We start from the raw sequence: 21,304 nt of genomic DNA on the forward strand, positions 1-21,304 counted from the left end.
AGGTGTTTCCGTGGCGTTGCGGTGTCCCGTGAAGTTACGGTGCCATGCATCGGGGACTAGGCTGGATGCTGGACTAAATCGATGGGAAGGGAACGCCATGAGCGACTTCGATACCGTACCTGTGGGCGACATTCCGGCAGATGCCAGCATTCTGGACGTCCGCGAAGACTACGAATGGGTGGCCGGGCACGCGGAAGGTGCAGTGCACATCCCCATGGACCAGCTGCCGGCACGCCTGGACGAACTTGACCCGGATGACGATCTCTTTGTCATCTGCCGCACCGGAGGCCGGTCATTCCGCGCTGTCCAGTGGCTCGTGGGGCAGGGCTATTCTGCCGTGAACGTCGCCGGTGGCATGGACATGTGGTTTGAGGCGGGGAAACCCATGGTTTCGGATAACGGGCTCAAGCCGGTAGTTCTGTAACCCGCTTATATAACCAGCAAGGAATATCTCCGATGTCAGCAGTCACCTACACCTTCCTCGGCCCCGAGGGCACCTTCACCGAAGCTGCCCTCATGCAGGTCCCTGGGGCTGCCGACGCCACTCGAGTCCCGTGCACCAACGTCAATACGGCGCTGGATCGGGTCCGGTCCGGAGAGGCTGACGCGGCCATGGTGCCCATCGAGAACTCGGTGGAGGGCGGGGTCACTGCCACGCTGGACGCGATTGCCACGGGCCAAGAGCTCCGGATCATCCGTGAGGCCCTTGTCCCCATTACCTTCGTGCTTGTGGCGAGGCCCGGCGTCGAGCTTTCGGACATCAAGCGGATCTCGACGCACGGCCATGCCTGGGCGCAATGCCGTCTGTGGGTGGATGAGCACCTCCCGCAGGCCGATTACGTCCCCGGATCCTCGACGGCGGCATCCGCCATGGGCCTGCTGGAGGACGACGCCCCCTATGACGCAGCCATTTGTGCCCCGTTGGTTGCTGCCGGACAACCCGGCCTCAACGTCTTGGCCGAGGACATTGGCGACAACCCCGAGGCTGTCACCCGGTTCATCCTGGTGAGCAAGCCCGGCCTTCTTCCGGACCGAACGGGCGCGGACAAGACCACCGTGGTGGTGCCGCTGCCGGAGGACCACCCGGGCGCACTCATGGAAATCCTGGACCAATTCGCGTCCCGCGGCGTGAACCTGAGCCGCATCGAATCGCGGCCCACTGGACAATACCTGGGCCACTACTTTTTCAGCATCGACGCTGATGGGCACGCCACTGATTCGCGGGTGGCTGACGCGCTTGCAGGCCTGCACCGGATCAGTCCGGCAACCCGGTTCCTGGGCTCCTATGCCCGTGCCGACAAGCAGCCGGCCGTGGTTGCTCCGCACACTTCTGACGCTGCTTTCGCTTCGGCGCACGCGTGGGTGGATTCAATCCTGAAGGGCTCCTAGCCCGCTATCCACAGGCGGAGCGTCTGCCCTTTCGCAAGAATGCTTCTGTGCGTATGCTTGCCTGATCCATAAACGATGGATGAATGGCAAATGAAAGGAGCGGTCATGTCTGTCCACCGGGATGACAAAGACGGCCAGGGCATGATCGTCAATCCGAAGCCCACTGGCGATAACCAGGACGACTGGAATGGCGATGAAGCTGATCGCGCTGACCGACTCCGCTTTGAAGAAGAACAAGCGATGATCAAGGAGCAGGCTGAGGCCCGCGCTGCTGCCAAAGCGGCCACTGAGGAAGCCGAGAGGGATGCTGCAAAACCGGACGTCGGCGCTCTCTAAACGGTTTTGGCTTTCGGCACCCGCACCAGCAGGGACGCCGGCTCCACTTGCACGGTGACGGTTGTCGCCTCGCCTGAGGGGTCGCCGTCCAGCTGGGTGGCCATGGGTTCCTGGCTGCGGATGATGACCTTCCCTGAACGGTAGAAGCTCATCATCGGCAGGTTCGCTTTGTGCTTGAACAAAACCTTCGTGTACATGGCGAGCCAGCCGAAAGCACTGCGAGGACTCATCACCACAATGTCCAGCATTCCGTCGTCAATCATGGCCTGAGGGATGAAATCAATGCCGCCGGGAATCAGGCCACAGTTGGCAAACAGTACACTGCGGATCTTGCGTGCCTGCTCGGGCTGGTCGTCCATGGTGATGGTGACGCGTTTGCGGCGCCCGGGCAGGTGGCGGACGCCTGCCTCCGTATAGGCGAGCCAACCAACGCTCTTCTTCAGGTCTTCCTTGGTGTCACCCACAACCTCGGCGTCCAGGCCCATGCCGGCGATGACCAGGAACGTGTGCTTCGCTGACTCGCCCGTGATGTCGTTATCCACGCCCATGGTGGCGGTATCGATGTAGCGCTGGTTGCCGAACAACGCCACCTGGATGCAGTCAGCGAGGTCGGTCACGTCAAGATCCACGTTGCGGGCCAGCAGGTTACCGGTGCCCAGCGGGACAAGGCCCATGGCAACGTTCTTATGCGCCAGCGACTCTGCCACAACGCGCACCGTACCGTCACCGCCGCACGCCAGAACGACGTCGGCCCCGTACGCCAGCGCTTGGCGCGACTGACCGTAACCGGGGTCGTCCACGGTGGTTTCAAAGAACTTGGGCGGGTCCCAGCCGGCTAGATCGCAGGCGTCGATGATGGCTTGGCGGGCCTCTTCGGCGTTGTTTTTCACCGGATTGAGGATGACCGCCACGCGCTGGTCCCCAGGGCCGGGCTTGTGTGAGTCCTCCCGGACCGCGCTCCTGATGTGGCGGGCTTTAAGTCGGCGCACACCCCACCAACTGGAGACGGCAAAAACCACGCCCCCAGCGAGAATCAGGTACAGGATCCAGTCGCTCATGGTGCTCCCACACTATCCTCCCGGGCAGTCTCCTCTTGCCTCACGCCCGTGACGGAGGGACTTTGCCCGCTGCGGGCCGGAAAACCGCGGCAGATTCGAATACTCTTGTCTGGTGATCGACGTAAAAGACCTCAGCGAAAATCCGGACAAGTTCCGGGCCAGCCAGCGCGCCCGTGGCGCCGACGAGTCCGTTGTGGACGCGATCATCTCCGCTGACTCCGATCGCCGTGCCGCGCTGATTCGCCACGAAACCCTGCGTGCCGAGCAGAATGCTTTCGGCAAGAAGGTGGCTCAGGCCAAGGGCGAAGAAAAGCAGGCCCTCCTGGCCGAGGTCAAAGAGCTGGCCAACTCGGTCAAGGCCGCTTCCGCCGAGGCTGCCGCAGCGCAGGCCAAGCAGGAAGAGTTGCTGCGGGTCATCCCCAACCTTGTTGTTGACGGAGTCCCCGAGGGCGGCGAGGACGACTACGTTGTGGTCAAGACCGTAGGCACTCCCCGCGAGTTCAAGGATTTTGAGCCGAAAGACCACCTGGAAATCGGTGAGCTGATCGGTGCCATTGACATGGAGCGTGGCGCCAAGGTGTCCGGCTCGCGTTTCTACTTCCTCCGCGGCGTCGGTGCACGGTTGGAAATGGCGCTGCTGCAGATGGCCATGGAGCAGGCGATTGACGCCGGCTTCGTCCCCATGATCACCCCCACTTTGGTGCGCCCCGAGACCATGCAGGGCACCGGTTTTGATGTAAAGCACGACGCCGAGATCTACCGTCTCGCCGAAGACGACCTTTACCTCGTGGGAACCTCGGAGGTGGCCCTCGCGGGCTACCACGCAGACGAGATCCTGGACCTCTCTGCCGGCCCCATTCGCTACGCAGGCCAGAGCTCCTGCTACCGCCGCGAGGCCGGCTCCCACGGCAAAGACACCCGGGGGATCATCCGCGTGCACCAGTTCAACAAGGTGGAGATGTTCATCTACACCACTGTGGAGGAAGCCGCTGCCGAGCACGAGCGCCTGCTGGCTTGGGAAGAGGAAATGCTGGCAAAGTGCGAGCTTCCTTACCGCGTGATCGATACAGCTGCCGGTGATCTGGGCATGTCCGCGGCACGCAAGTTCGACTGTGAAGCCTGGGTCCCCACGCAGAACGCCTACCGCGAGCTCACTTCCACCTCCAACTGCACCACGTTCCAGGCGCGTCGCCTCAACATCCGGGAACGCGTGGTCAACGACGAAGGTGTTGCCAAGGGAACCCGAGCCGTTGCCACGCTGAACGGCACGCTGGCCACCACGCGCTGGATTGTTGCCATCCTTGAGCACCACCAGAACCCGGACGGCTCCGTCAACGTTCCCAAGGCGCTGCAGAAGTACCTTGGCGGCCTTGAGGTTCTCCCGGTTCTCTAGATTCCACTTGTCACCCTCCTACGGACAATTCACCCTCGAGTGCGCGGGTGAATTGTCCGTAGGAGGGTGTTTCTTTGCGGGGTCAGCCCAGCCGCGAGGAGTTTTGCCGTGAACAAGGCGGGATTGTTGGCCGTTGCCCAGTCCCATCGCACTACTTTGAACCCGAGAGCACGCAGCCTGTCCTCACGTTTCTTCTCGGCGAGGACCGCTTCCCTGGTGCTCTGTCCACCCAGATACTCGTCCCTCAAGTACTTTGCATCGCCGTCGAACTCTCCTATTACTCGTTGGTCCCGCCAAAAGAAGTCCGTACGGGCAACGAACCCCATGGCATCGCGGAACTCGCACTGCAACTCCGGAGCAGGGAAGCCGAGAAGGTGCATCTGGGCGCGGCTAAGCGACTCGCCCGCGGAGCCGGAATTCTCGTCAGCAAAGCTCAGAATGTGCTCTACGCGTTGTCTCTTGGCCTCGGAAGCAAGGCCCTCGGCTGCCGCGCTAAGTGCCGCTTTGCTCATGAAAAGCGACGGAAACCTTGCTGCACTGATCGCGTGATCGGCCAAGGTGACGCCCTTGGTGAACGAACCCCTGGCCAGGACATCAACGGCCGTTCGCGCCAGTCCTGTGAGTCGCAACCCGCGCAGGTACACGGTGTCGGTTGAATAGTAGTGCCGGTAAATGCCATATCCGCGGATCCGCTCCAGACCGCTGGTTCCCGAGGAATCCAGGGTGGCTGCGCTGGTGGTCGGCTTTCGAGCGCCGGCATGCCCGCGCGAGGCGTTGGCAAGGTGGATGTGCGATGGAACGCCGAACATTTGCAGTCCCCAGAGCAACGCGGCTGTTTCGAAGCAAAACTCCGCGGAAGGGTTCTCCGCTGCCACGGCCCGTGCGGTTGCGGCGTATCGATCCCAGGGTTTGAGCGCGAGCCAATGCTGTTTGTCCACGTATACGCCCTGGCGTACCCGGACAAGCTCACCCTTCTTGTACCGTCTGCTGAGCTGCCGCGATGCACCTGTTTCCAGTTCATGCCGGGCAGCCACTATGAATTCGTTCTGATAGTCCATGGACCACTGTTGCTGCACAGGGATTCACGTGACTCCCGCTCAGTAGGGCTATGTGGAAAGGGTTCGGTTGTTCACCGTTATGTGGACAATTCACCGGCGGATGCGGGGGTGAATTGTCCGGTAGAGGGTGAAACTCGGAACAGGTATTCACCGTGCGTTAACGCGCAGCTGTGGCGCCGGTCCTAGTTCAGTGTCCGGGGTGTCTGCTCTACTGTAAGTATGACTATTTTGACTGATACTCCAGTTGCTGGCATCGATGACCAGCCAAATAACAACAACAAGTACATGGTGGCATTGGACGTGGACGGCACACTCGTGGACCACGACGGCCACATGTCGGAGGGAGTTCGCTCCGCCGCCCAGGCTGTGGTTGCAAGCGGCCACGACGTCATGATTGCCACCGGCCGCTCGCTCAATGCGACGCTTCCCATCATCCAGAAGATCGGCCTCGAGCGAGGCTACGCCGTGTGCTGTAACGGTGGTGTGACCCTCCGCCTTGATCCGTCGTTGGAGAAGGGTTACGAGATCATCCATAAGGCAACGTTCGACCCCGCTCCGGCTCTGAAGGCCTTGCGGGAACGGCTGCCCAACGCCAAGTACGCCCTGGAGGATGAGGACGGAAACTTCCTCTCCACGGAGCGCTTCCAGGATGCCAGTTTCGGTGTGGAGTCCATCGGCGTCGACTTCCAGACCATGTTGGATGCCACGGCAGTCCGCGTAGTGGTCTTCAGCAGCGAGAACACCTCGGATGAGTTCAATGAGGCCATCAGGCACATCGGACTTTCCGGCGTGACGTACTCGGTGGGATGGACCGCCTGGCTGGACATCGCAGCCGAGGGCGTCACCAAGGCCAGCGCCTTGGAGGTTCTGCGCCACAAGCTCGGAACGGACCAGGCCAACACGGTTGCCGTGGGCGATGGCCGCAACGACATCGAGATGCTCACGTGGGCCGGCCGCGGCGTTGCCATGGGCCAGGCGCCTGACGAGGTCATTGCCGTCGCGGATGAGGTCACCGCTTCAGTGCTCGACGACGGCGCGGCACAGGTTTTGCGCAGCCTCCTCTAACTGCCGCTCGTCTTAGCCGGGCGAACCGCTGTGGCCAACACACCTCCGGTTCGCAACCCTCACCGCTGAGCGGCGGGGGTTGCGAACAAAGGCGGGCTCCGAGTCGCTGAGCTGCCTAGACTGGGCCTGTGTTCTATGAAGAATGCCCACCACCTCCCGGGCTGCAGCCGTTCGTCACCGGGCTGTGGTTTGTCCGCGCTGAGCCGCAGGCAAGGTACGAGAAGATCCTCCCCGGGCCGTCTGCGCACCTGATCCTGAACCTCTCCGACCCTTACAGGCTCATCAGCCCGCCGGAAACAGGCATAGCCGGCAACGTCCCGGAAGCCGGCACGGGCACCACCCGGACGGAAGCCGGCTCAACTGAAGTGTCCACGGGTTTCTACGCGGGCCTTCAGCGTAGCTACCTGATCAGTGAGAACCCGGCCCAGCTCTTCAACGTTGGTGCCCGCCTGACCCCCTACGGACTGGCAGCGTTCACCAGCCAACCGCCGTCGGTGTTTCAGAACCGTGTGGTGGACGCCGAGACTGTATTCCCGGGTTTTTCGGAACTACGCACGCACCTCACCGACGCGGAACCCGAGCAGGCGTTCGGGGCCCTGAGCACCTTCCTCCACCAACGGCTAAGGCCCAGCTACCGGGCGGATCCCAGGGTGGAGAAAGCTACAGAAATCCTGGCGCAGGAGGACGTAGCGATCGGCGTGCTGGCCAAGGATCTGGGTGTCAGCCCGTCCACGCTGGAGCGGATCATGATGCGGGACTGCGGAGCCACGGCAAAAGCGTATTCGGATGTATGCCGCTTCAACAGGATGGTGAACCAAGCGGCGGCCCTGCCGAAGGGCTCGGTGCCGGGCCGCGAGCTTCTTCATTTGGCCGACTATTACGATCAGCCGCACCTGATCCGGTCCTTCAGGCGCTTCAGTGGGTACACGCCAACGGAGTACCTGCAGGTGGTGCAGAGCTATGGTGCGGAGTACGCCACGTTCGTCCCGCTGGAGGAAGTCACCAGCTAGCCTGCGGTTTTTTTACAAGACCCCGCGGGCTGAAGCACTTACAGTCATCTCAGGATCTACCCGCTCTTGAGAGGACAGCGATGGACCTTCAGATCAATTGGCTCGCCGTGCTGTTGGCTGCGCTGGCGACGTTCGTGGTCGGCGGACTCTGGTACTCGCTGCTGTTCGCCAAGCCATGGCAAAAGGCGGCCGGTGTCAGCGATGAGCAGCTGAAGTCCGGAACGGTTCGCGTCTTTGTGGGCTCGTTCCTTCTTGCCGTGGTGATGGCTGTTTTCCTGGCCGCGTTCATTGGCCGTGGTGGGCTCGCATTCGGAACCTTCGCCGGCCTGGCCGCTGGACTGGGATGGGTAGCAACAGCGCTCGGCGTGAACTACCTGTTCGAACGCCGAAGCCTGACTCTGTTCGCTATCAATGCCAGCTACAACGTAGTCACGTTCACCGCCATGGGCGCCATCATAGGCGCGATGCAGGGCTAGGAGCTGGGGTGGCGCCTCAAAGCAGCAGCGTTACTTGAAGTATGTCTGAACGGTCCCGCCGCCCGCCGATTCAACAATGGCCTGCGCAACTACCCGGAGCTTGACGTTCCGGTTGCTGGAGGCTTTCTTGATGAGTTCAATCGCTTCCTCCTGGGTACAGCGGTTCTGCGCGATGATGATCCCTGTTGCCACGTCGATCACGGTACGGGATTCCATGGCTGCCCGGAGGTTGTTGGCTGTCTGGCTGTGCTCGGCGATCAGGACAGCCAGGCGCAGGCCCTTGGACGCCTGCTGCACGTAGTCGTTGGCGCGCTGCAGGGCGGCTTGGTCGAAGGCATTGGGGTGTTCGGATTAGAGGTTGAGGCCAGCCCTTGCAGTGTCATCACTGAGGGGGAATGGCACTGCCAAGACGGACCGGATGCCGTGTTCAGTGACGATCTTGTTGTACTCCGGCCAGGTGTTGTCTTTGGCGAAATCAGGTATGTGCACTTGGGTGATTTCACGGCAGGCACGCAAGCACGGCCCGTCGTCGAAGTTGTACTGCAGTTCATCCAGTATCCGGGCGCGCTCACCGCTGCTGGCCACCGTCCCGGCGGAGCGGTGTCGCATGAGCGTGATGCCGCAGTAGACCTCGTTTCCGGGGGTGCTGAACATGCCGGCCGAGTGCCTGGCCAGCTCCTCCAGGAAGGCTTCAACGTCAGGGGTATCGAGCAGCAGGTCTTGGATATCGGCCACGACTGTAGTCGGCTCGGCGAGCTGAGGTTCTTCCATGCGGAACTCCAATCCCTGATTTGGCTACCTTTCGAGACTAACCCCGAGAACCCGTTGAAAGCTAATAGTAAGTGTGCTTCTCTTTTTAAGGAGTCTTGCCGTGGGCTCACCCTAACCAGCAGGTCCGAGGATTGAAGCCCCATGCGACAGATCCCACCCTTTGGCGTCCCCACACGTCCCCCCACCCATGCGCCGGAAGGCAGAATCCGCCAGAGCTTTCAGGACAGCCTGGTCCTGGACCACCTCAATCTGGCAAAGTCCATAGCCGCCAGATATTCCGCCCACACTCACGACCTCGACGACGTCAGGCAGGTGGCGTACATGGGCCTCATCAAGGCGGCGCGCGGCTATGACGAGGCAAAAGGGGTCAGTTTTCCCGCCTACGCCGCACCTACCATCGCGGGTGAGGTAAAACGCTACCTCCGCGACCATTGCTGGGTGGTCCGCCCACCACGGATCATCCAGGATGTCCGGCGCCAAGTGCTGGCCCGGACGGAGGAATTGACCCAAACACTCCAACGCACCCCCTCTCCGGAGGAGGTGGCCGAAGATTTGCAGTTGGAGCCGTGCCAGGCCCGCGAAGCACTCTTGGCCGGCACCAGCAAGCGCCCGGATTCCCTCGACGTGCCCGCGTCCGAGGGGCGTGATGGTCTCCAAGGATCGCTTTCAGCGTTCGGCTGCCCCACGGATCGGCTGGAGGACGTGCTGGCTCTGCGCAACGCCATCCGCGGCCTGAGCGCTGAGGACCGGCACTTGCTGTACCGACGCTATTACCGGGAGGAAACGCAGTCCACCATCGCGGAGGGGTTGGGAATGTCGCAGATGCAGGTGTCGCGCAAGCTCTCCAAAATCCTGGTGTCCCTCCAAACACAACTGTTGGACGAAGAAGCCCAACTGCAGGACGGGACGGCGCCCTAAAAGCCTGGAATGACAACCCGGGTTACCGCCGGAAGCGGGTTTCTAACAGCGCAGCCCCTCCACTGCGTTCACAACGTCGCGGACACTGACGGCCAAAAGCGCCGGATCGGGATCCGCTGAAAACACATCACCACGGCGGAGTTCGACGGCGGTCAGCACCACGTGCGGTCCGGGCGGCGGCCCCCACTCTTCGGCGGGCGCCGGGCCGAACAGCACTACCGAGGGGCGCTCATACGCGGACGCGAGATGCGCCGCGCCGGTATCTGCTGAGATCACGAGGCGGGCCTCGGCGATGGTGGCCGCAAATTCGGCGAGACCTTGCCGCCCGGCCAGCAATCCGTCGTCGAGATTTACTCCTTTGAGTTTGGCAAACGCTGCGGTCTCCTCAGCGCGCCCGCGCTCTGACGTGCCTCCTGTGAGAACTACCTCGTGCCCGCCCGCGGCAAGTTCCACAGCAACCTCAGCGAACCGTTCCACCGGCCACAGCCTGCTGCCATAGGCCGCCCCCACGTGCACAACGGTGGCGCCGGGACGCGGCGACGAAATCGCGGGACGGTTCAGCCGATAGTCCAGGGGATCGGCGTCGATACCGTGCCAGTCGAGCAGCCTCGTCCAGCGCTCGCGCTCCGGTATGCCGGTGATCCATTCAGGCCCTTCAGTGCCGTGTGAAGCATGCGACACCACCCGGTTGGCTTGGAGTTCGTCAATCCGCAAACGGCTTTCAGCGCCGTTTCCGTGCAGGTTCACGGCGATGTCCACAGCGCCCCGGGGAACTGTCAGGGGGTCATCGAGCCCTGGGGTTGGCAGGAGGTGAATGCCGCCCACCAACTCCAAAGCCTCGGCAATCCATGCAGGCGCGGCGTACAAGATCCGGTGCTCGGGGAACGCCCGGCGCAAGCCCCGCAGTGCCGGGACGGCAACCAGTAGGTCCCCCAATTTCAGGGCGCGCAAGGCAAGCAGTAGCGGCTGATGGTTGTTCTCGTCACTGTCCAAAACTGTGTCCAAGGAGGCCTCCCGCTAGGAGTCTAGCTGCAGGAAACTTCTCGGGGCCGCATTGTTTAGCGCCGGGAGAACCGGGGAACGTTGCGGGTATGGGAGGAACCGTAACGTTGAAGGCGGTCCTGTTTGACCGCGACGGAACACTGGTTGTTGACGTGCCATATAACGGCGATCCGCAGCTGGTGCGACCCATGGATGGTGCCCGTGAAGCATTGCAAAAAGTACGTCAGGCAGGGCTGGCCACGGGAGTGGTAACCAACCAGTCGGGCGTGGCGCGTGGGCTGTTGACCGTGGAGCAGATGCACTCCGTCAACCACCGGGTGGATCAGTTACTGGGACCGTTCGACGTGTGGGAGTTCTGTCCGCACGGACCAGAGGACGGTTGCGCCTGCCGCAAGCCCCAGCCGGGAATGATCCTGGACGCCTGCCACACCCTGGGTATCAGCCCGGAGGAGGCGGCCTTCGTTGGCGACATTGGTGCTGACATGGAGGCGGCTGCTGCTGCCGGTGTCAAGGCTGTGTTGGTGCCAACGGAAGTCACGCGACGCGAAGAGATTGAGGCGGCCGGCCGTGTTGCGGAGGACCTGGGCCATGCGGTGGAGCTCCTGCTGACGGAGGCTCTGGGCCGGACTCTGGACGGAAATCCGGACCGGACTATAGCCCGGACCTTGGACGAGCAGGATGCCCCTGTATGAGCCGCGTCCTGGTAGCCCGGCTGGACAGTATGGGCGATGTCCTCCTTTCCGGACCTGCCCTGCGGGCCGTGGCGAACGGAAGCCGCCCCGATGGCAGCCGACCCAATGACGTGGTTCTGCTCTGCGGTCCCGAAGGATCGAGCGCAGCGGAGCTACTGCCAGGAGTCACGCAAGTGCACACGTGGGCGTGCCCGTGGATTGTGAATCCCGCGCCGCCTGTCACGGATGAGATGACCCGGGGCTTGATCGAGTTTGTCCGCAGTTCGCGGATTCAGGAAGCGGTCATTCTTACCTCCTTCCACCAGTCCCCGCTTCCGCTGGCGATGCTCCTTCGCCTGGCCGGCGTCAAAAAAATCACGGGTGCATCAACGGACTACGCGGGCTCGCTCCTGGATGTCCGGCTCAAACCTGGCGAGGATTTCCCGGAGGATCAACCGGAAGCGATCCGGGCGCTCACCATCGCAGAGGCCGGCGGGTATGTGCTGCCCAACGGGGATGATGGGAAGCTTCGCATCACCACTGGCGAGGACCCTGAAGGTGTGGCTGATGAGCTGGCTGATGAGGGCCGGTACATTGTGGTCCATCCGGGATCTGCCGCACCGGCAAGGGCATGGCCCGCACTTCACCACGCAGCAGCTGTGGAACTTTTGGAGGCGTACGGGCACCGGGTGGTGGTGACAGGAGGCCCGGACGAAACTTCGCTCACGGCAACGGTGGCCGGCCCCGCTGCCCGGAACCTGGGCGGTGGAACCAACCTCCGGACGCTCGCAGCGGTACTGGCGGGAGCCGCCGTCGTAGTCACCGGCAATACCGGTCCCGCCCATCTGGCGGCAGCGGTGGGCACGCCGGTAGTGTGCCTGTTCGCCCCGGTGGTTCCAGCCATCCGATGGGCACCGTACGGCGTCCCGCTGGAACTGCTGGGCGACCAGGAGGCGCCCTGCAAGAACTCCCGTGCCCGTGTTTGCCCTGTCGCCGGGCATCCCTGCTTGAGCTCAGTGACCCCGGAACAGGTTGTGGAAGCTGTTGAACGGCTCCTGGGTGGCGTGTCATCTCTGTCCACCCGACGGAAGGTGTGGAAACCATGAGGATTCTGGTGTGGCACGTCCACGGCGGGTGGATGGAGGCATTCGTCCGCGGCCGGCATGAGTACCTGCTGCCGAAAACGTCCGACGGCGGCGCGTGGGGTTTGGGGCGAGGCGGCCGTCAGTGGCCTGCCGCCGCGCAGGAAGTGGACTTGGAAACCCTGGACCCTGGCAGTGTGGACGCTGTTGTCCTTCAGCGGCCGGAAGAAATCGCAGCAGTTGCCCGAACCCTTGGCCGCAGCCCCGGCGTTGACCTCCCGGCCGTGTACCTGGAACACAACACCCCCAAGGGCGACGTCCCATTCACCCTGCACCCCTTGGCGGACCAGGGCGCCATTCCCGTGGTCCACGTGACCCATTTCAATCAACTCTTTTGGGACACGGGAACGGCAACCACCACGGTGATTGAGCACGGCATCCCGGACCCCGGACACCTGTACACGGGGGAGCAGGAAGAGATGGGCGTGGTGGTTAACGAGCCTGTCCGGCGTGGGCGGGTCACGGGAACGGACCTGCTCCCGGGCTTTGCCGGTGTGGGGCCGCTGCGGGTCTTCGGCATGGGGACAGAGGCCCTGCCCGAAGCACTGAACCTCAAGGGATTCGGCCTCAGCGAGGAAAGGCTACGCATCGCCGGTGACGTCCCGGCCCCGAAACTCCACCAGGAACTTGCCCGCTGCCGCCTGTACCTTCATCCCCTGCGCTGGACCTCGCTCGGGTTGGCGCTGCTGGAAGCCATGCACCTTGGCATGCCCGTCCTGGCACTAGCCACCACCGAGGCGAGCCGCGCCATTCCGCGCGGTGCAGGCTTGGTTTCCAACGACGTCGGCGATCTCCAGAGGTTCGCCCGGCGGCTGCTGGATGACCCCGACGACGCCTACGCCATGGGCATGGTGGCCCGCGAGGCCGCGCTGCAACGCTATGGGCTGGACACGTTTCTTGGCGCCTGGGACCAACTCCTGGCTGACCTCCCCCAAGGCGCCCGCCGCCACCACACAGAGAGGACGCACCCATGAAAATCTCCATGGTCTCCGAACACGCCAGTCCGTTGGCCGCCTTGGGAGGCGTTGACGCCGGAGGGCAAAACGTCCACGTGGCGGCGTTGTCTTCAGCGCTGGCAGACCGCGGCCATCAGGTCACGGTGTACACGCGGCGCGATGACCCCGATCTACCTGCAAAGGTGCAGGTTGGGCCGGGACTCAGCGTTGTTCACGTGGATGCCGGTCCGGCCCGGCGCATTCCCAAAGACGATCTCCTGCCGTACATGGGAGAGCTGGCGGACGGGATCTGCGCAGACTGGGCCGGCCACCTGCCGGACGTGCTGCATGCTCACTTCTGGATGTCCGGACTCGCTGCCATCCAAGCATCCCGCCGGGCACAAGCAGCGGATCCCGTACCAGTGGTGCAGACTTTCCATGCCCTCGGATCGGTGAAACGCCGCCACCAAGGGGCCGCGGACACCAGCCCGCCGGCCCGGGAATGGCTGGAACCGTGGGTAGGACGCACCGCGGACTGGGTCATCGCCACGTGCCCCGATGAGGTCTTCGAACTCAAGGCCCTTGGCATCAGCCGGTCCAAAATTTCAGTCGCACCCTGCGGTGTGGATCTCACGTTGTTCCCGGGAACGTCCGACGCCGAAACCAAGTCCCGCACGCATCGCATCCTCAGCGTGGGACGCCTGGTGCAACGCAAAGGCGTGGACTTGATCATCCAATCCCTGCCGCTGCTGGCAGAGGCGGGCTTCAACGACGTGGAACTGCTGATTGTGGGCGGTTCCGGTGACGCCCTGACGCTTGAAGAAGACCCAGAAGCCCAGCGGCTCCATACCTTGGCGAAGGAACTTGGCGTCGAGGACAAAGTGAGCATGCGTGGCCAAGTCCCGCGGGATGCGATGCCCGGAATTTTCCGCAGCGCCGACGCCGTGGTCTGTGCTCCTTGGTATGAGCCGTTCGGCATTGTGCCCCTTGAAGCCATGGCTTGTGGCGTGCCTGTGGTGGCAGCAGCTGTGGGTGGGCTGCGGGAAACCGTGGTGGATCAGAAGACCGGACTGCATGTCCCGCCCCGTGACCCCGAAGCCTTGGCCGAGGCGCTGGGAAAGCTGCTGGCAGATCCTGATCTTCGCGCCGACATGGGCCGTGCCGGTGCTCGGCGGGCCCGTTCCCGCTACTCCTGGGAACGCATCGCCGCAGACACCGAGAAAGCCTACCGATCCGTTCTGGCGGCAGGACTGTCCCGGCAAGCCGGCGAACGCTTGGAACCATTGGAAGGAACGGCACTGTGACTATCAAAGGCCTTATGGCCCAAGAATCCACCCTCCCGTCGGCACTCCCGGATAACGTGCCTGCCCGGTGGTCCCCGGACGCCAGCAATTCCAACCACATCGCCGAGGTCACCAAACACCTGGACAACGTCCTGCCCGCTCTGGAATCCCTGCGCTCGCAGTCGGGACGCTTATCCGAGTGGGGCACCGAACTCGCCAAGAGGCTGCTATCCGGGCAACGGTTGCTGGCGGCTGGCAACGGCGGTTCAGCTGCTGAGGCGCAACACCTCACCGCCGAGCTGGTGGGCCGGTTCGACGAGGAGCGCGCGCCCTTTTCCGCGATCTCGCTCCACGCAGAGTCTTCCGCCCTCACTGCGCTCTCCAACGACTACGGATACGAGGAAGTCTTCGCCCGCCAAGTCAGGGCCCACGGCCGCGCCGGGGATGTTCTTATCCTGCTCTCCACCAGTGGCCGCAGCCCCAACCTGCTCAAAGCCGTCCGTGCAGCACGGGAACGCGGCATCACCACCTGGGCACTCACGGGCACCGGCCCCAACCCGCTCGCCGATGCCTGCGATCAAGCCATCACCGTGGACGCCATCGCCGCGAACGCCCAGGAAGGCCACCTCATTGCCGTCCACGCCGTGTGCCGGGCCTTTGATGCCGAGGTAGCCCGACGGACCGGCTCGGCATTGAACTCCTTCGGAGGGCGGCAGCCTTGAGGATCACCGTGGTTGGGGATGTCCTCCTCGACGTCGACATCAACGGGACCGCCACGCGGCTCAGCCCCGACGCGCCGGTGCCGGTGGTGGACGTGGCCGACATCCGGCGTCGTGCAGGTGGCGCGGGTCTGGTGGCTACCGTGCTCGCGCACGACGGCCACGACGTCGCGCTGGTCACCGCGTTGGGGAACGACGACGGCGCCAGCCACCTCAGGCGAGCACTGACCGGCGTGTCTGTGCTCGCCGGAGCCGCGCTCGCCCCGACGCCCACCAAGACGCGCGTGAGGATCGGGACGCATCCGATGGTCCGGTTCGACGAAGGATGCGCGCCGGCTCCCGTCCCGGCTTGTACGGAAGAAATGCTCCATGCCATTGCCTCGGCGGATGCCATTGTGGTGGCCGACTACGGCCGCGGAATCGCCGCCAACGCCGAGATTCGTTCCGCCCTCACAGATGCTGCCAAGCGCGTCCCTGTGGTGTGGGACCCGCATCCTGCCGGTTCCCAACCCGTGGAGGGGGTCGCCGTCGTGACGCCCAACCTTGCCGAAGCGTTGGCCTCTGCCAAAGCGGGAGGCTTGGACCCGTCCCGTACCGGTGCCGAAGAAGCTGGCCAATACCTGCTCCAAAAGTGGGGAAGTGGCGCCGTTCTGGTGACCAAGGGTGCAGACGGGGCGTTCCTGCTCTCCGCCGATGGCGCGGCGCAGGGCATCCCCGCACCCAGGACCACTGTCAGTGATCCTTGCGGGGCCGGCGACCGACTCGCCGCAAGCCTCGCCGTGTACTTGGGGCTCGGGCTCGGCCTCGCGCAGGCTGCCACCAAGGCAGTGGAGGATGCGTCGGCATTCCTGGCAGCGGGCGGAGCGGCATCGCTGGCGGTGGTGACCGAAGCGGCGGCGTCAACTTCCGGGAACCAAGCGAGTCCCGTCGTCGAACTTAAGGGTCTTGAAGTGGTGGACCCCGGTGACCTGCATCCGGACGGCGTCCAACTGGCCCGGGCCGTGCGGAGCAGAGGCGGCACGGTGGTGGCCACTGGCGGCTGCTTCGACCTCCTCCACGCCGGCCACGCCCGGACGCTGGCCGCCGCGCGCAGCATGGGCGATTGCCTCATCGTGTGCTTGAATTCCGATGAATCGGTCCGGCGGCTCAAGGGCGCACACCGGCCAATCGTCAGCGTCGAAGACCGGGCGGAGTTGCTGCTGGCACTCGAATGCGTTGACGCCGTGGTGGTCTTCGGCGAGGACACCCCCGAAGCCTGCCTCAGCGACATCCGGCCCGATATCTGGGTCAAGGGTGGCGACTACACGCCCGAAGTATTGCCGGAAGCCCGCTTGTTGGCGGACTGGGGAGGGCGCTGCGTGACAGTGCCCTTCCACCCGGCACGCTCCACCAGCGGCTTGGCTGCAGCGCTTGCCAAGGTCAGCTGACCAATCAACCATCACCGAGAGGAACCGCATGAACACGCAAACACCCGGCCGCGTCATCGTCACTGGAGGCGGCTCCGGACTTGGCGCTGCGATCGTGGAAGCCATCCGCGACGCCGGCGGCACACCCTTCGTCTTCGACCGCGACGTCAGCAACGTCTCCGGCGCCAAAGCCTTGGAAGTGGACGTCTCCAACCGCGAAGCAGTGGAAGCTGCCGTCAAGGAGGCCGCCGAAACCCTGGGCGGCCTGGATGGGGTGGTCACTGCCGCAGGCATTGATCGCTGCGGCAAGTTGGGCGACGTTCCGGCAGAGGAGTGGGAGAAGGTCATCGGAGTGAACCTCCTAGGCACAGTGTCCGTCATCCGGGCAGCTTTGCCGTACCTCAAGGGATCCCGGGGCCGGGCCATCACCATCGCCTCCACACTCGGGCTCCGGGCGCTGCCTGATGCCACGGCATACTGCGCCTCCAAGTTCGGAGTGATCGGCTTCAGCCGGGCCTTGGCCGCAGAAACAGGGGGAGTCATCGGCGTCACCACCATCATCCCTGGCGGCATGAAAACGCACTTCTTCGATGACCGCGACGAACAATACAAACCGCAGGACGATTCCAAGCTCAACGATCCCGCCAACGTGGCGCAGGCCGTGGTGTTCGCCCTCTCCCAGCCGTTCGGCAGCGAGGTCCGCGAACTCCTTATTTGCCCCGCAGAAGAAGGCTCGTGGCCGTAAGGTCCAGGACGTCCTGAACAACGTCGGCCACGGCGATGCCCCTGATGAGGGTGTCGTCGTGGCCGCAATGCGGTGCCGTCCAACCAACTTGGGTGACGTCCGAGCCACAGCGCGGGCAGCGCGTCACCCAGGACATGTGGACGCGGTGCAGGCTCCGACCGCGCGGACCGGCGTTTAGGGCGTTGCCCACCCAGAAGATTCCTACCGTAGGCGTCCCCAACGCCTGCGCCAGGTGCCGCGGACCGCTGTCGCTGGCGAGCATCACCGTGGCGTCCGCCAAGAGCGCAGCCAAGTCTCCAATGTCCAATTCGCCAGCCACGGAGCGCACGGCTTTGCTGTCCACCTCAGTGAGATGCCGGACCGCCGATTCCGCCACTTCCTGCGCCAAGGCCTTCTCTGAACGGTCACCCACGATCAACACCTGCGCCCCTTCGGCTGCTGCTGCGGCCACCGCTTCAGCGAAGTACGACGCCGGCCATCGCCTTCGCGGATCGGTGGCACCCGGGTGGACCACCACCAAAGACCTCCGTTGAGGGTCCCTGAATCCCACGATGTTCCTTTGATGTTCCGGTAGCGGGCGAAGGGGAGGAGCGATGATCGGCGGAGCTCCGGCCAAACCTGCGAGCTCCAGCCAGCGGTCCGGTTCGTTCTGGTAGTAGACGTAGTCCAGATTCCGCTCCAACCGATCCGCGTCCTTGGTCCGCGTGCCCACTGTGTGGCGCGCACCAAGGCGGAGCAGGAAAGGGTTGGAGAAGCGTCCGCCGCCATGCATCTGGAACGCAACATCAAACTCCTTGGCCCGCATCGCCTCTACAAAGGCCTCCTGCGCCGCAATATCCTCCGCATCGTCCTCAAAGCGCTCGCCGTTCCGTGGACCGTCGTGGACGCCGCGCGCCACGGGCAACATCTGGACGACGTCAACGGGACCTTCCGTTGCGGCCACCACTGCCGCGTGGATGGGTGTGCCCAAGAGCGTGATGGTGGCGGCGGGGTATGCGTTCTTCAACGCAGAGAGGGCGGGATAGGTGTAGATCAGGTCACCCAAACCGCCGCCCCTGAGGACCGCTATTCGCTTGACGTCATTGAACTTTTCCAGGATTGGACCCACGCCGGGGCTCGGAGTCGTCAGCGGTTTCTCCATGGAATGATTCCTTTCGCTGGCTGTGCTTCGGGCTGGTTCTTCCGTAGCTCCGGGGCCGTAGTGATTCCGGGCGGAAACTCCCGGGCTCAGCGTGTGAAGCCCCCGCCGCGGGGTACCTGAGGGGAACAGGAAACTGTGAGCCCAATCGGAAGGTACCCCATGGCACGCCTATCCAATCAAGAAGGCCTGGCCAATCAAGAAGGCTTGGCTGACTGGTTGCCGGGTCGCTTGGCCGAGGAACGTCCTGTTGTGACGGTCATCGGAGATTCCATTCTGGATGGCTGGTGGGATGGAACCATAGACCGATTCTGCCGCGAAGCCCCGGCCCCTGTGGTCCAGGTCCAGCGCCGCGACTTCGCCCCGGGAGGTGCCGCCAATACGGCAATGAACCTCGCCGCGATGGGGGCGGACGTTCGCTTTGTTTCCCTGGTGGGAGAGGACTCCGGAGGCCACATGCTACTGGATCAGCTCAGCTCGGCGGGAGTGGACGTATCGCACGTCGTCGCCCATGCAGGCATGACAACCACCACCAAATTCCGGGTGAGCAGCGGCGGGCAGGTGATGCTGCGCCTGGACGATGCCTCCAAGGAGCTCCCCGCTGATGGCCTCCGCCAGATGGCCGCTGCTGTCCCGGAAGCCCTCCGCGGCTCATCAGCCGTGGTTCTCTGCGACTACGGAGCGGGCGCTTTGGACGGTGCGGTGCGGGATGCAATTTTCGATCACCTGGGTCCCGGAAGCGACGTACCGGTTTCCTCGGAAGTCGGCTCTGCCAATGCCCGGCAGGACACGCTGCTGGTAGTGGACGCCCACCATCCAGGACGTTGGGCCGGGCTCAAGCCGGACCTAGCCACCCCGAATGCGCAGGAGGCCGCCGGGCTGCTGGAGACCGAGTTTCCCGGAGGCGCTGCCAGGTGTCCCTTTGTGGAAGCCCACGCGGACCAGCTCCTGCGCGCCTCAGGTGCGGCCGCCGTCGTCGTGACTTTGGACCGCGAGGGAACCTTGACGATCCGGCGTAACGACACCTTGCAAAAGCCGGCTACCCACCGGACCTGGGCGCGGCCGCAGGCGGAGAAACAAGCTTCGGGTGCCGGCGATACGTTCGTGGCGGCGTTGACTATCGCCCGGGCCGCGGGAATGCCGCTGACCAGCAGCGTGAACCTGGCTCAAGCGGCCGCCGATGTGGTGGTCCACCGGCCAGGTACCTCCGTTTGTACCACCGACGAACTGGCAAAGCACCTGCGGGGATTCGCCGATACAGCACTGACGGACGCCGATTTGGCCCGTCAGGTGGACGAGCACCGCCGGCAGGGAAAACGGATTGTGCTGACCAACGGCTGCTTCGATGTACTCCACCGCGGCCACACCCGTTACCTCAACCAGGCCAAGCAACTGGGTGACGTGCTGGTGGTGGCGCTGAACAGCGATTCCTCCGTGCGGAAACTCAAGGGCCCGGACAGGCCGGTCAACTATGAAGCGGACCGGGCGGCAGTCATTGCGGCACTCAGCTGCGTGGACCATGTCACGGTTTTCGATACCCCCACTCCCATACCGCTCATAGATCTCCTGCGGCCGGATGTCTATGCCAAAGGCGGCGACTACACACCGGAGATGCTCCAGGAAACCGAGGCGGTGGAACGCTACGGCGGCACTGTGACCATCCTGGACTACGTGCCCGAACACTCCACCACAGCGGTCCTGGAACGCATCCGTTCCACGGGCGAAGCCCCGCAGACCTGAGGAAGAAGCAGACATGCGTATGGTGATCATCGGTGCAACAGGACACGGCGGTACTGAACTGCTGAAACGGCTCCAGAGGGCACGTTCTGAAGAGGGCGCGGACTTGGAGCTGGTGGGTGTGGTCCGGCGGCAACCTGATCAGGACGCCGCCCCGTATCGCGGAGTCGAGTGGCACACCCTGGACATCAGTGCCGCTGAGGATCAACCCGCCCTGGAAGCAGCGTTGGCAGGGGCCGATGCACTGGTTCATCTGGCGTGGCTGATCCAGCCGAACCACAACCGGGAGATGCTCCGCCGGACCAATGTAGCCGGGACAGCCCACGTGTTGGCCGCCGCCCGCAAGGCCGGAGTGGGACACGTGGTGTGCGCATCATCCGTGGGAGCGTACTCCCCGGCCCCCAAGGACCAACGAACCACGGAGGACTGGCCTGCCGGCGGGATCCGCAGCTCGCACTACAGCGTGGACAAGGCAGCGCAGGAAAGGCTCCTGGACAGTTTTGCCAAGGAAAACCCCGGCATTGTGGTGGCACGGCTCCGCCCGGCGCTGATGTTTAGTGCCGGTGCGGGGAGCGAGGTTGGCCGCTACTTCCTGGGACGGTTTCTGCCCCGGCTGGTTCCGCGTAAGCCTTGGTTGCCGTTCCTCGCCGTCCCCAAAGAGATGGTGTTCCAGGCAGTCCACACGGCAGACGTCGCCGATGCCTACTGGCGAGTGGTGGAGCGCAAAGCGCAAGGCGCATTCAACATTGCCGCCCAGCCAGTCATCGACCCCAACGCCTTGGCGTGGATTCTGAACGCCCGGCGGGTGATGCCGTTCCCGCTGACGGTGCTGCGCGCCGTCGTCGAGGTCAGTTGGCGACTCCGCCTGCAGGCGAGCGACGGCGGATGGGTGGACATGGCGGCCAACGCGCCAATCATTGACACCGCCCGGGCGCACGCTCTTCTGGGTTGGTCGCCCACGCATTCTGCGCTGGAGTCACTGGCAGAAATGCTGGATGGACTCGGCGCAGGAAAGGGGCGGGAGGCATCTCCTCCGCTGAGGCCGCGGTAGC

Annotated in this window: 23 protein-coding genes; 17 read left to right on the plus strand and 6 right to left on the minus strand. The window is 64.0% G+C overall.

The window, feature by feature from the left end:
* Nucleotides 1-97: 97 nt before the first annotated feature.
* From MOD31_RS09370 to MOD31_RS09380, 3 genes are all read left to right on the plus strand, one after another.
* Nucleotides 98-424, plus strand: a complete 327-nt coding sequence (locus tag MOD31_RS09370) for a rhodanese-like domain-containing protein (RefSeq protein WP_142937219.1) — start codon at nucleotides 98-100, stop codon at nucleotides 422-424.
* Between the two features lie 32 nt (nucleotides 425-456).
* Entirely contained in the window at nucleotides 457-1,389 is a 933-nt protein-coding gene (pheA, locus tag MOD31_RS09375) for a prephenate dehydratase (protein WP_250820415.1), read from the plus strand.
* A gap of 105 nt (nucleotides 1,390-1,494) precedes the next feature.
* Entirely contained in the window at nucleotides 1,495-1,725 is a 231-nt protein-coding gene (locus tag MOD31_RS09380) for a hypothetical protein (RefSeq protein ID WP_142937217.1), read from the plus strand.
* Here the strand turns inward: MOD31_RS09380 and MOD31_RS09385 are convergent.
* Nucleotides 1,722-2,783: a diacylglycerol kinase family protein gene (locus tag MOD31_RS09385; protein ID WP_142937216.1), complete on the minus strand. Its 1,062-nt coding sequence runs from the start codon at nucleotides 2,781-2,783 to the stop codon at nucleotides 1,722-1,724. The two genes, MOD31_RS09380 and MOD31_RS09385, sit on opposite strands and share 4 nt — an antisense overlap.
* A gap of 112 nt (nucleotides 2,784-2,895) precedes the next feature.
* Here MOD31_RS09385 and serS point away from each other — a divergent pair, with 112 nt between their 5' ends.
* Nucleotides 2,896-4,176, plus strand: a complete 1,281-nt coding sequence (serS, locus tag MOD31_RS09390; protein WP_166842675.1) for a serine--tRNA ligase — start codon at nucleotides 2,896-2,898, stop codon at nucleotides 4,174-4,176.
* Nucleotides 4,177-4,205: 29 nt separating this feature from the next.
* Here the strand turns inward: serS and MOD31_RS09395 are convergent, their stop codons facing one another.
* Nucleotides 4,206-5,234, minus strand: a complete 1,029-nt coding sequence (locus MOD31_RS09395) for a hypothetical protein (protein WP_250820416.1) — start codon at nucleotides 5,232-5,234, stop codon at nucleotides 4,206-4,208.
* Between the two features lie 219 nt (nucleotides 5,235-5,453).
* On the opposite strand from MOD31_RS09395, the gene MOD31_RS09400 reads away from it, so the two are divergent.
* From MOD31_RS09400 to MOD31_RS09410, 3 genes are all read left to right on the plus strand, one after another.
* Nucleotides 5,454-6,299 (plus strand): HAD family hydrolase, encoded by an 846-nt coding sequence (locus tag MOD31_RS09400; RefSeq protein WP_142937213.1) that lies wholly within the window; start codon nucleotides 5,454-5,456, stop codon nucleotides 6,297-6,299.
* A gap of 128 nt (nucleotides 6,300-6,427) precedes the next feature.
* Nucleotides 6,428-7,309 (plus strand): helix-turn-helix domain-containing protein, encoded by an 882-nt coding sequence (locus tag MOD31_RS09405; protein WP_250820417.1) that lies wholly within the window; start codon nucleotides 6,428-6,430, stop codon nucleotides 7,307-7,309.
* Between the two features lie 80 nt (nucleotides 7,310-7,389).
* On the plus strand, nucleotides 7,390-7,785 hold the full coding sequence (locus MOD31_RS09410) for a DUF1761 domain-containing protein (RefSeq protein ID WP_142937211.1): 396 nt from the start codon (nucleotides 7,390-7,392) through the stop codon (nucleotides 7,783-7,785).
* Between the two features lie 30 nt (nucleotides 7,786-7,815).
* On the opposite strand, the gene MOD31_RS09415 is transcribed toward MOD31_RS09410, so the two are convergent.
* Complete coding sequence (locus tag MOD31_RS09415; RefSeq protein WP_250820418.1) at nucleotides 7,816-8,082, minus strand: ANTAR domain-containing protein; 267 nt, start codon at nucleotides 8,080-8,082, stop codon at nucleotides 7,816-7,818.
* 54 nt (nucleotides 8,083-8,136) lie between these two features.
* Nucleotides 8,137-8,556: a hypothetical protein gene (locus MOD31_RS09420; RefSeq protein ID WP_250820419.1), complete on the minus strand. Its 420-nt coding sequence runs from the start codon at nucleotides 8,554-8,556 to the stop codon at nucleotides 8,137-8,139.
* 141 nt (nucleotides 8,557-8,697) lie between these two features.
* On the opposite strand from MOD31_RS09420, the gene MOD31_RS09425 reads away from it, so the two are divergent.
* Complete coding sequence (locus MOD31_RS09425; RefSeq protein ID WP_250820420.1) at nucleotides 8,698-9,474, plus strand: sigma-70 family RNA polymerase sigma factor; 777 nt, start codon at nucleotides 8,698-8,700, stop codon at nucleotides 9,472-9,474.
* A 42-nt stretch (nucleotides 9,475-9,516) separates the two neighbouring features.
* Here the strand turns inward: MOD31_RS09425 and MOD31_RS09430 are convergent, their stop codons facing one another.
* Nucleotides 9,517-10,479: a glycosyltransferase family 9 protein gene (locus tag MOD31_RS09430; RefSeq protein ID WP_250820421.1), complete on the minus strand. Its 963-nt coding sequence runs from the start codon at nucleotides 10,477-10,479 to the stop codon at nucleotides 9,517-9,519.
* A gap of 86 nt (nucleotides 10,480-10,565) precedes the next feature.
* On the opposite strand from MOD31_RS09430, the gene MOD31_RS09435 reads away from it, so the two are divergent.
* The 7 genes from MOD31_RS09435 to MOD31_RS09465 are packed head-to-tail and all read left to right on the plus strand — an operon-like array spanning nucleotide 10,566 to nucleotide 17,377.
* Complete coding sequence (locus MOD31_RS09435; protein ID WP_250820422.1) at nucleotides 10,566-11,168, plus strand: HAD-IIIA family hydrolase; 603 nt, start codon at nucleotides 10,566-10,568, stop codon at nucleotides 11,166-11,168.
* Entirely contained in the window at nucleotides 11,165-12,253 is a 1,089-nt protein-coding gene (locus MOD31_RS09440; protein WP_250820423.1) for a glycosyltransferase family 9 protein, read from the plus strand. Before MOD31_RS09435 ends, MOD31_RS09440 begins: the two co-directional genes overlap by 4 nt.
* Complete coding sequence (locus tag MOD31_RS09445) at nucleotides 12,250-13,263, plus strand: glycosyltransferase (RefSeq protein ID WP_142937205.1); 1,014 nt, start codon at nucleotides 12,250-12,252, stop codon at nucleotides 13,261-13,263. Before MOD31_RS09440 ends, MOD31_RS09445 begins: the two co-directional genes overlap by 4 nt.
* On the plus strand, nucleotides 13,260-14,528 hold the full coding sequence (locus MOD31_RS09450) for a glycosyltransferase (protein WP_250820424.1): 1,269 nt from the start codon (nucleotides 13,260-13,262) through the stop codon (nucleotides 14,526-14,528). The genes MOD31_RS09445 and MOD31_RS09450 overlap by 4 nt, the downstream gene beginning before the upstream one ends.
* 14 nt (nucleotides 14,529-14,542) lie before the next feature.
* Nucleotides 14,543-15,229: an SIS domain-containing protein gene (locus MOD31_RS09455; RefSeq protein WP_250820444.1), complete on the plus strand. Its 687-nt coding sequence runs from the start codon at nucleotides 14,543-14,545 to the stop codon at nucleotides 15,227-15,229.
* Nucleotides 15,226-16,653 carry a PfkB family carbohydrate kinase gene (locus MOD31_RS09460; RefSeq protein ID WP_250820425.1) on the plus strand — a complete coding sequence of 476 codons (1,428 nt, stop codon included), beginning with the start codon at nucleotides 15,226-15,228 and terminating at the stop codon, nucleotides 16,651-16,653. Before MOD31_RS09455 ends, MOD31_RS09460 begins: the two co-directional genes overlap by 4 nt.
* A 28-nt stretch (nucleotides 16,654-16,681) precedes the next feature.
* The gene (locus tag MOD31_RS09465; RefSeq protein ID WP_011772894.1) at nucleotides 16,682-17,377 is read left to right on the plus strand and encodes an SDR family oxidoreductase; all 696 of its coding nucleotides are present in this window, start codon (nucleotides 16,682-16,684) and stop codon (nucleotides 17,375-17,377) included.
* Here MOD31_RS09465 and MOD31_RS09470 read toward each other — a convergent pair.
* The gene (locus tag MOD31_RS09470; protein ID WP_250820426.1) at nucleotides 17,343-18,518 is read right to left on the minus strand and encodes a glycosyltransferase family 9 protein; all 1,176 of its coding nucleotides are present in this window, start codon (nucleotides 18,516-18,518) and stop codon (nucleotides 17,343-17,345) included. The two genes, MOD31_RS09465 and MOD31_RS09470, sit on opposite strands and share 35 nt — an antisense overlap.
* A 159-nt stretch (nucleotides 18,519-18,677) precedes the next feature.
* Between MOD31_RS09470 and rfaE2 the strand changes: the two genes are divergently transcribed.
* Together rfaE2 and MOD31_RS09480 are read left to right on the plus strand one after the other, a co-directional pair.
* Nucleotides 18,678-20,255, plus strand: a complete 1,578-nt coding sequence (rfaE2, locus tag MOD31_RS09475; RefSeq protein WP_250820427.1) for a D-glycero-beta-D-manno-heptose 1-phosphate adenylyltransferase — start codon at nucleotides 18,678-18,680, stop codon at nucleotides 20,253-20,255.
* A 13-nt stretch (nucleotides 20,256-20,268) separates the two neighbouring features.
* Nucleotides 20,269-21,303, plus strand: coding sequence for an NAD-dependent epimerase/dehydratase family protein (locus tag MOD31_RS09480; RefSeq protein ID WP_250820428.1), 1,035 nt, complete (start codon nucleotides 20,269-20,271; stop codon nucleotides 21,301-21,303).
* Nucleotide 21,304: the final 1 nt, after the last annotated feature.

Origin of the sequence: Paenarthrobacter sp. TYUT067 (genome assembly GCF_023656375.1) — a bacterium.
GTDB lineage: Bacteria > Actinomycetota > Actinomycetes > Actinomycetales > Micrococcaceae > Arthrobacter.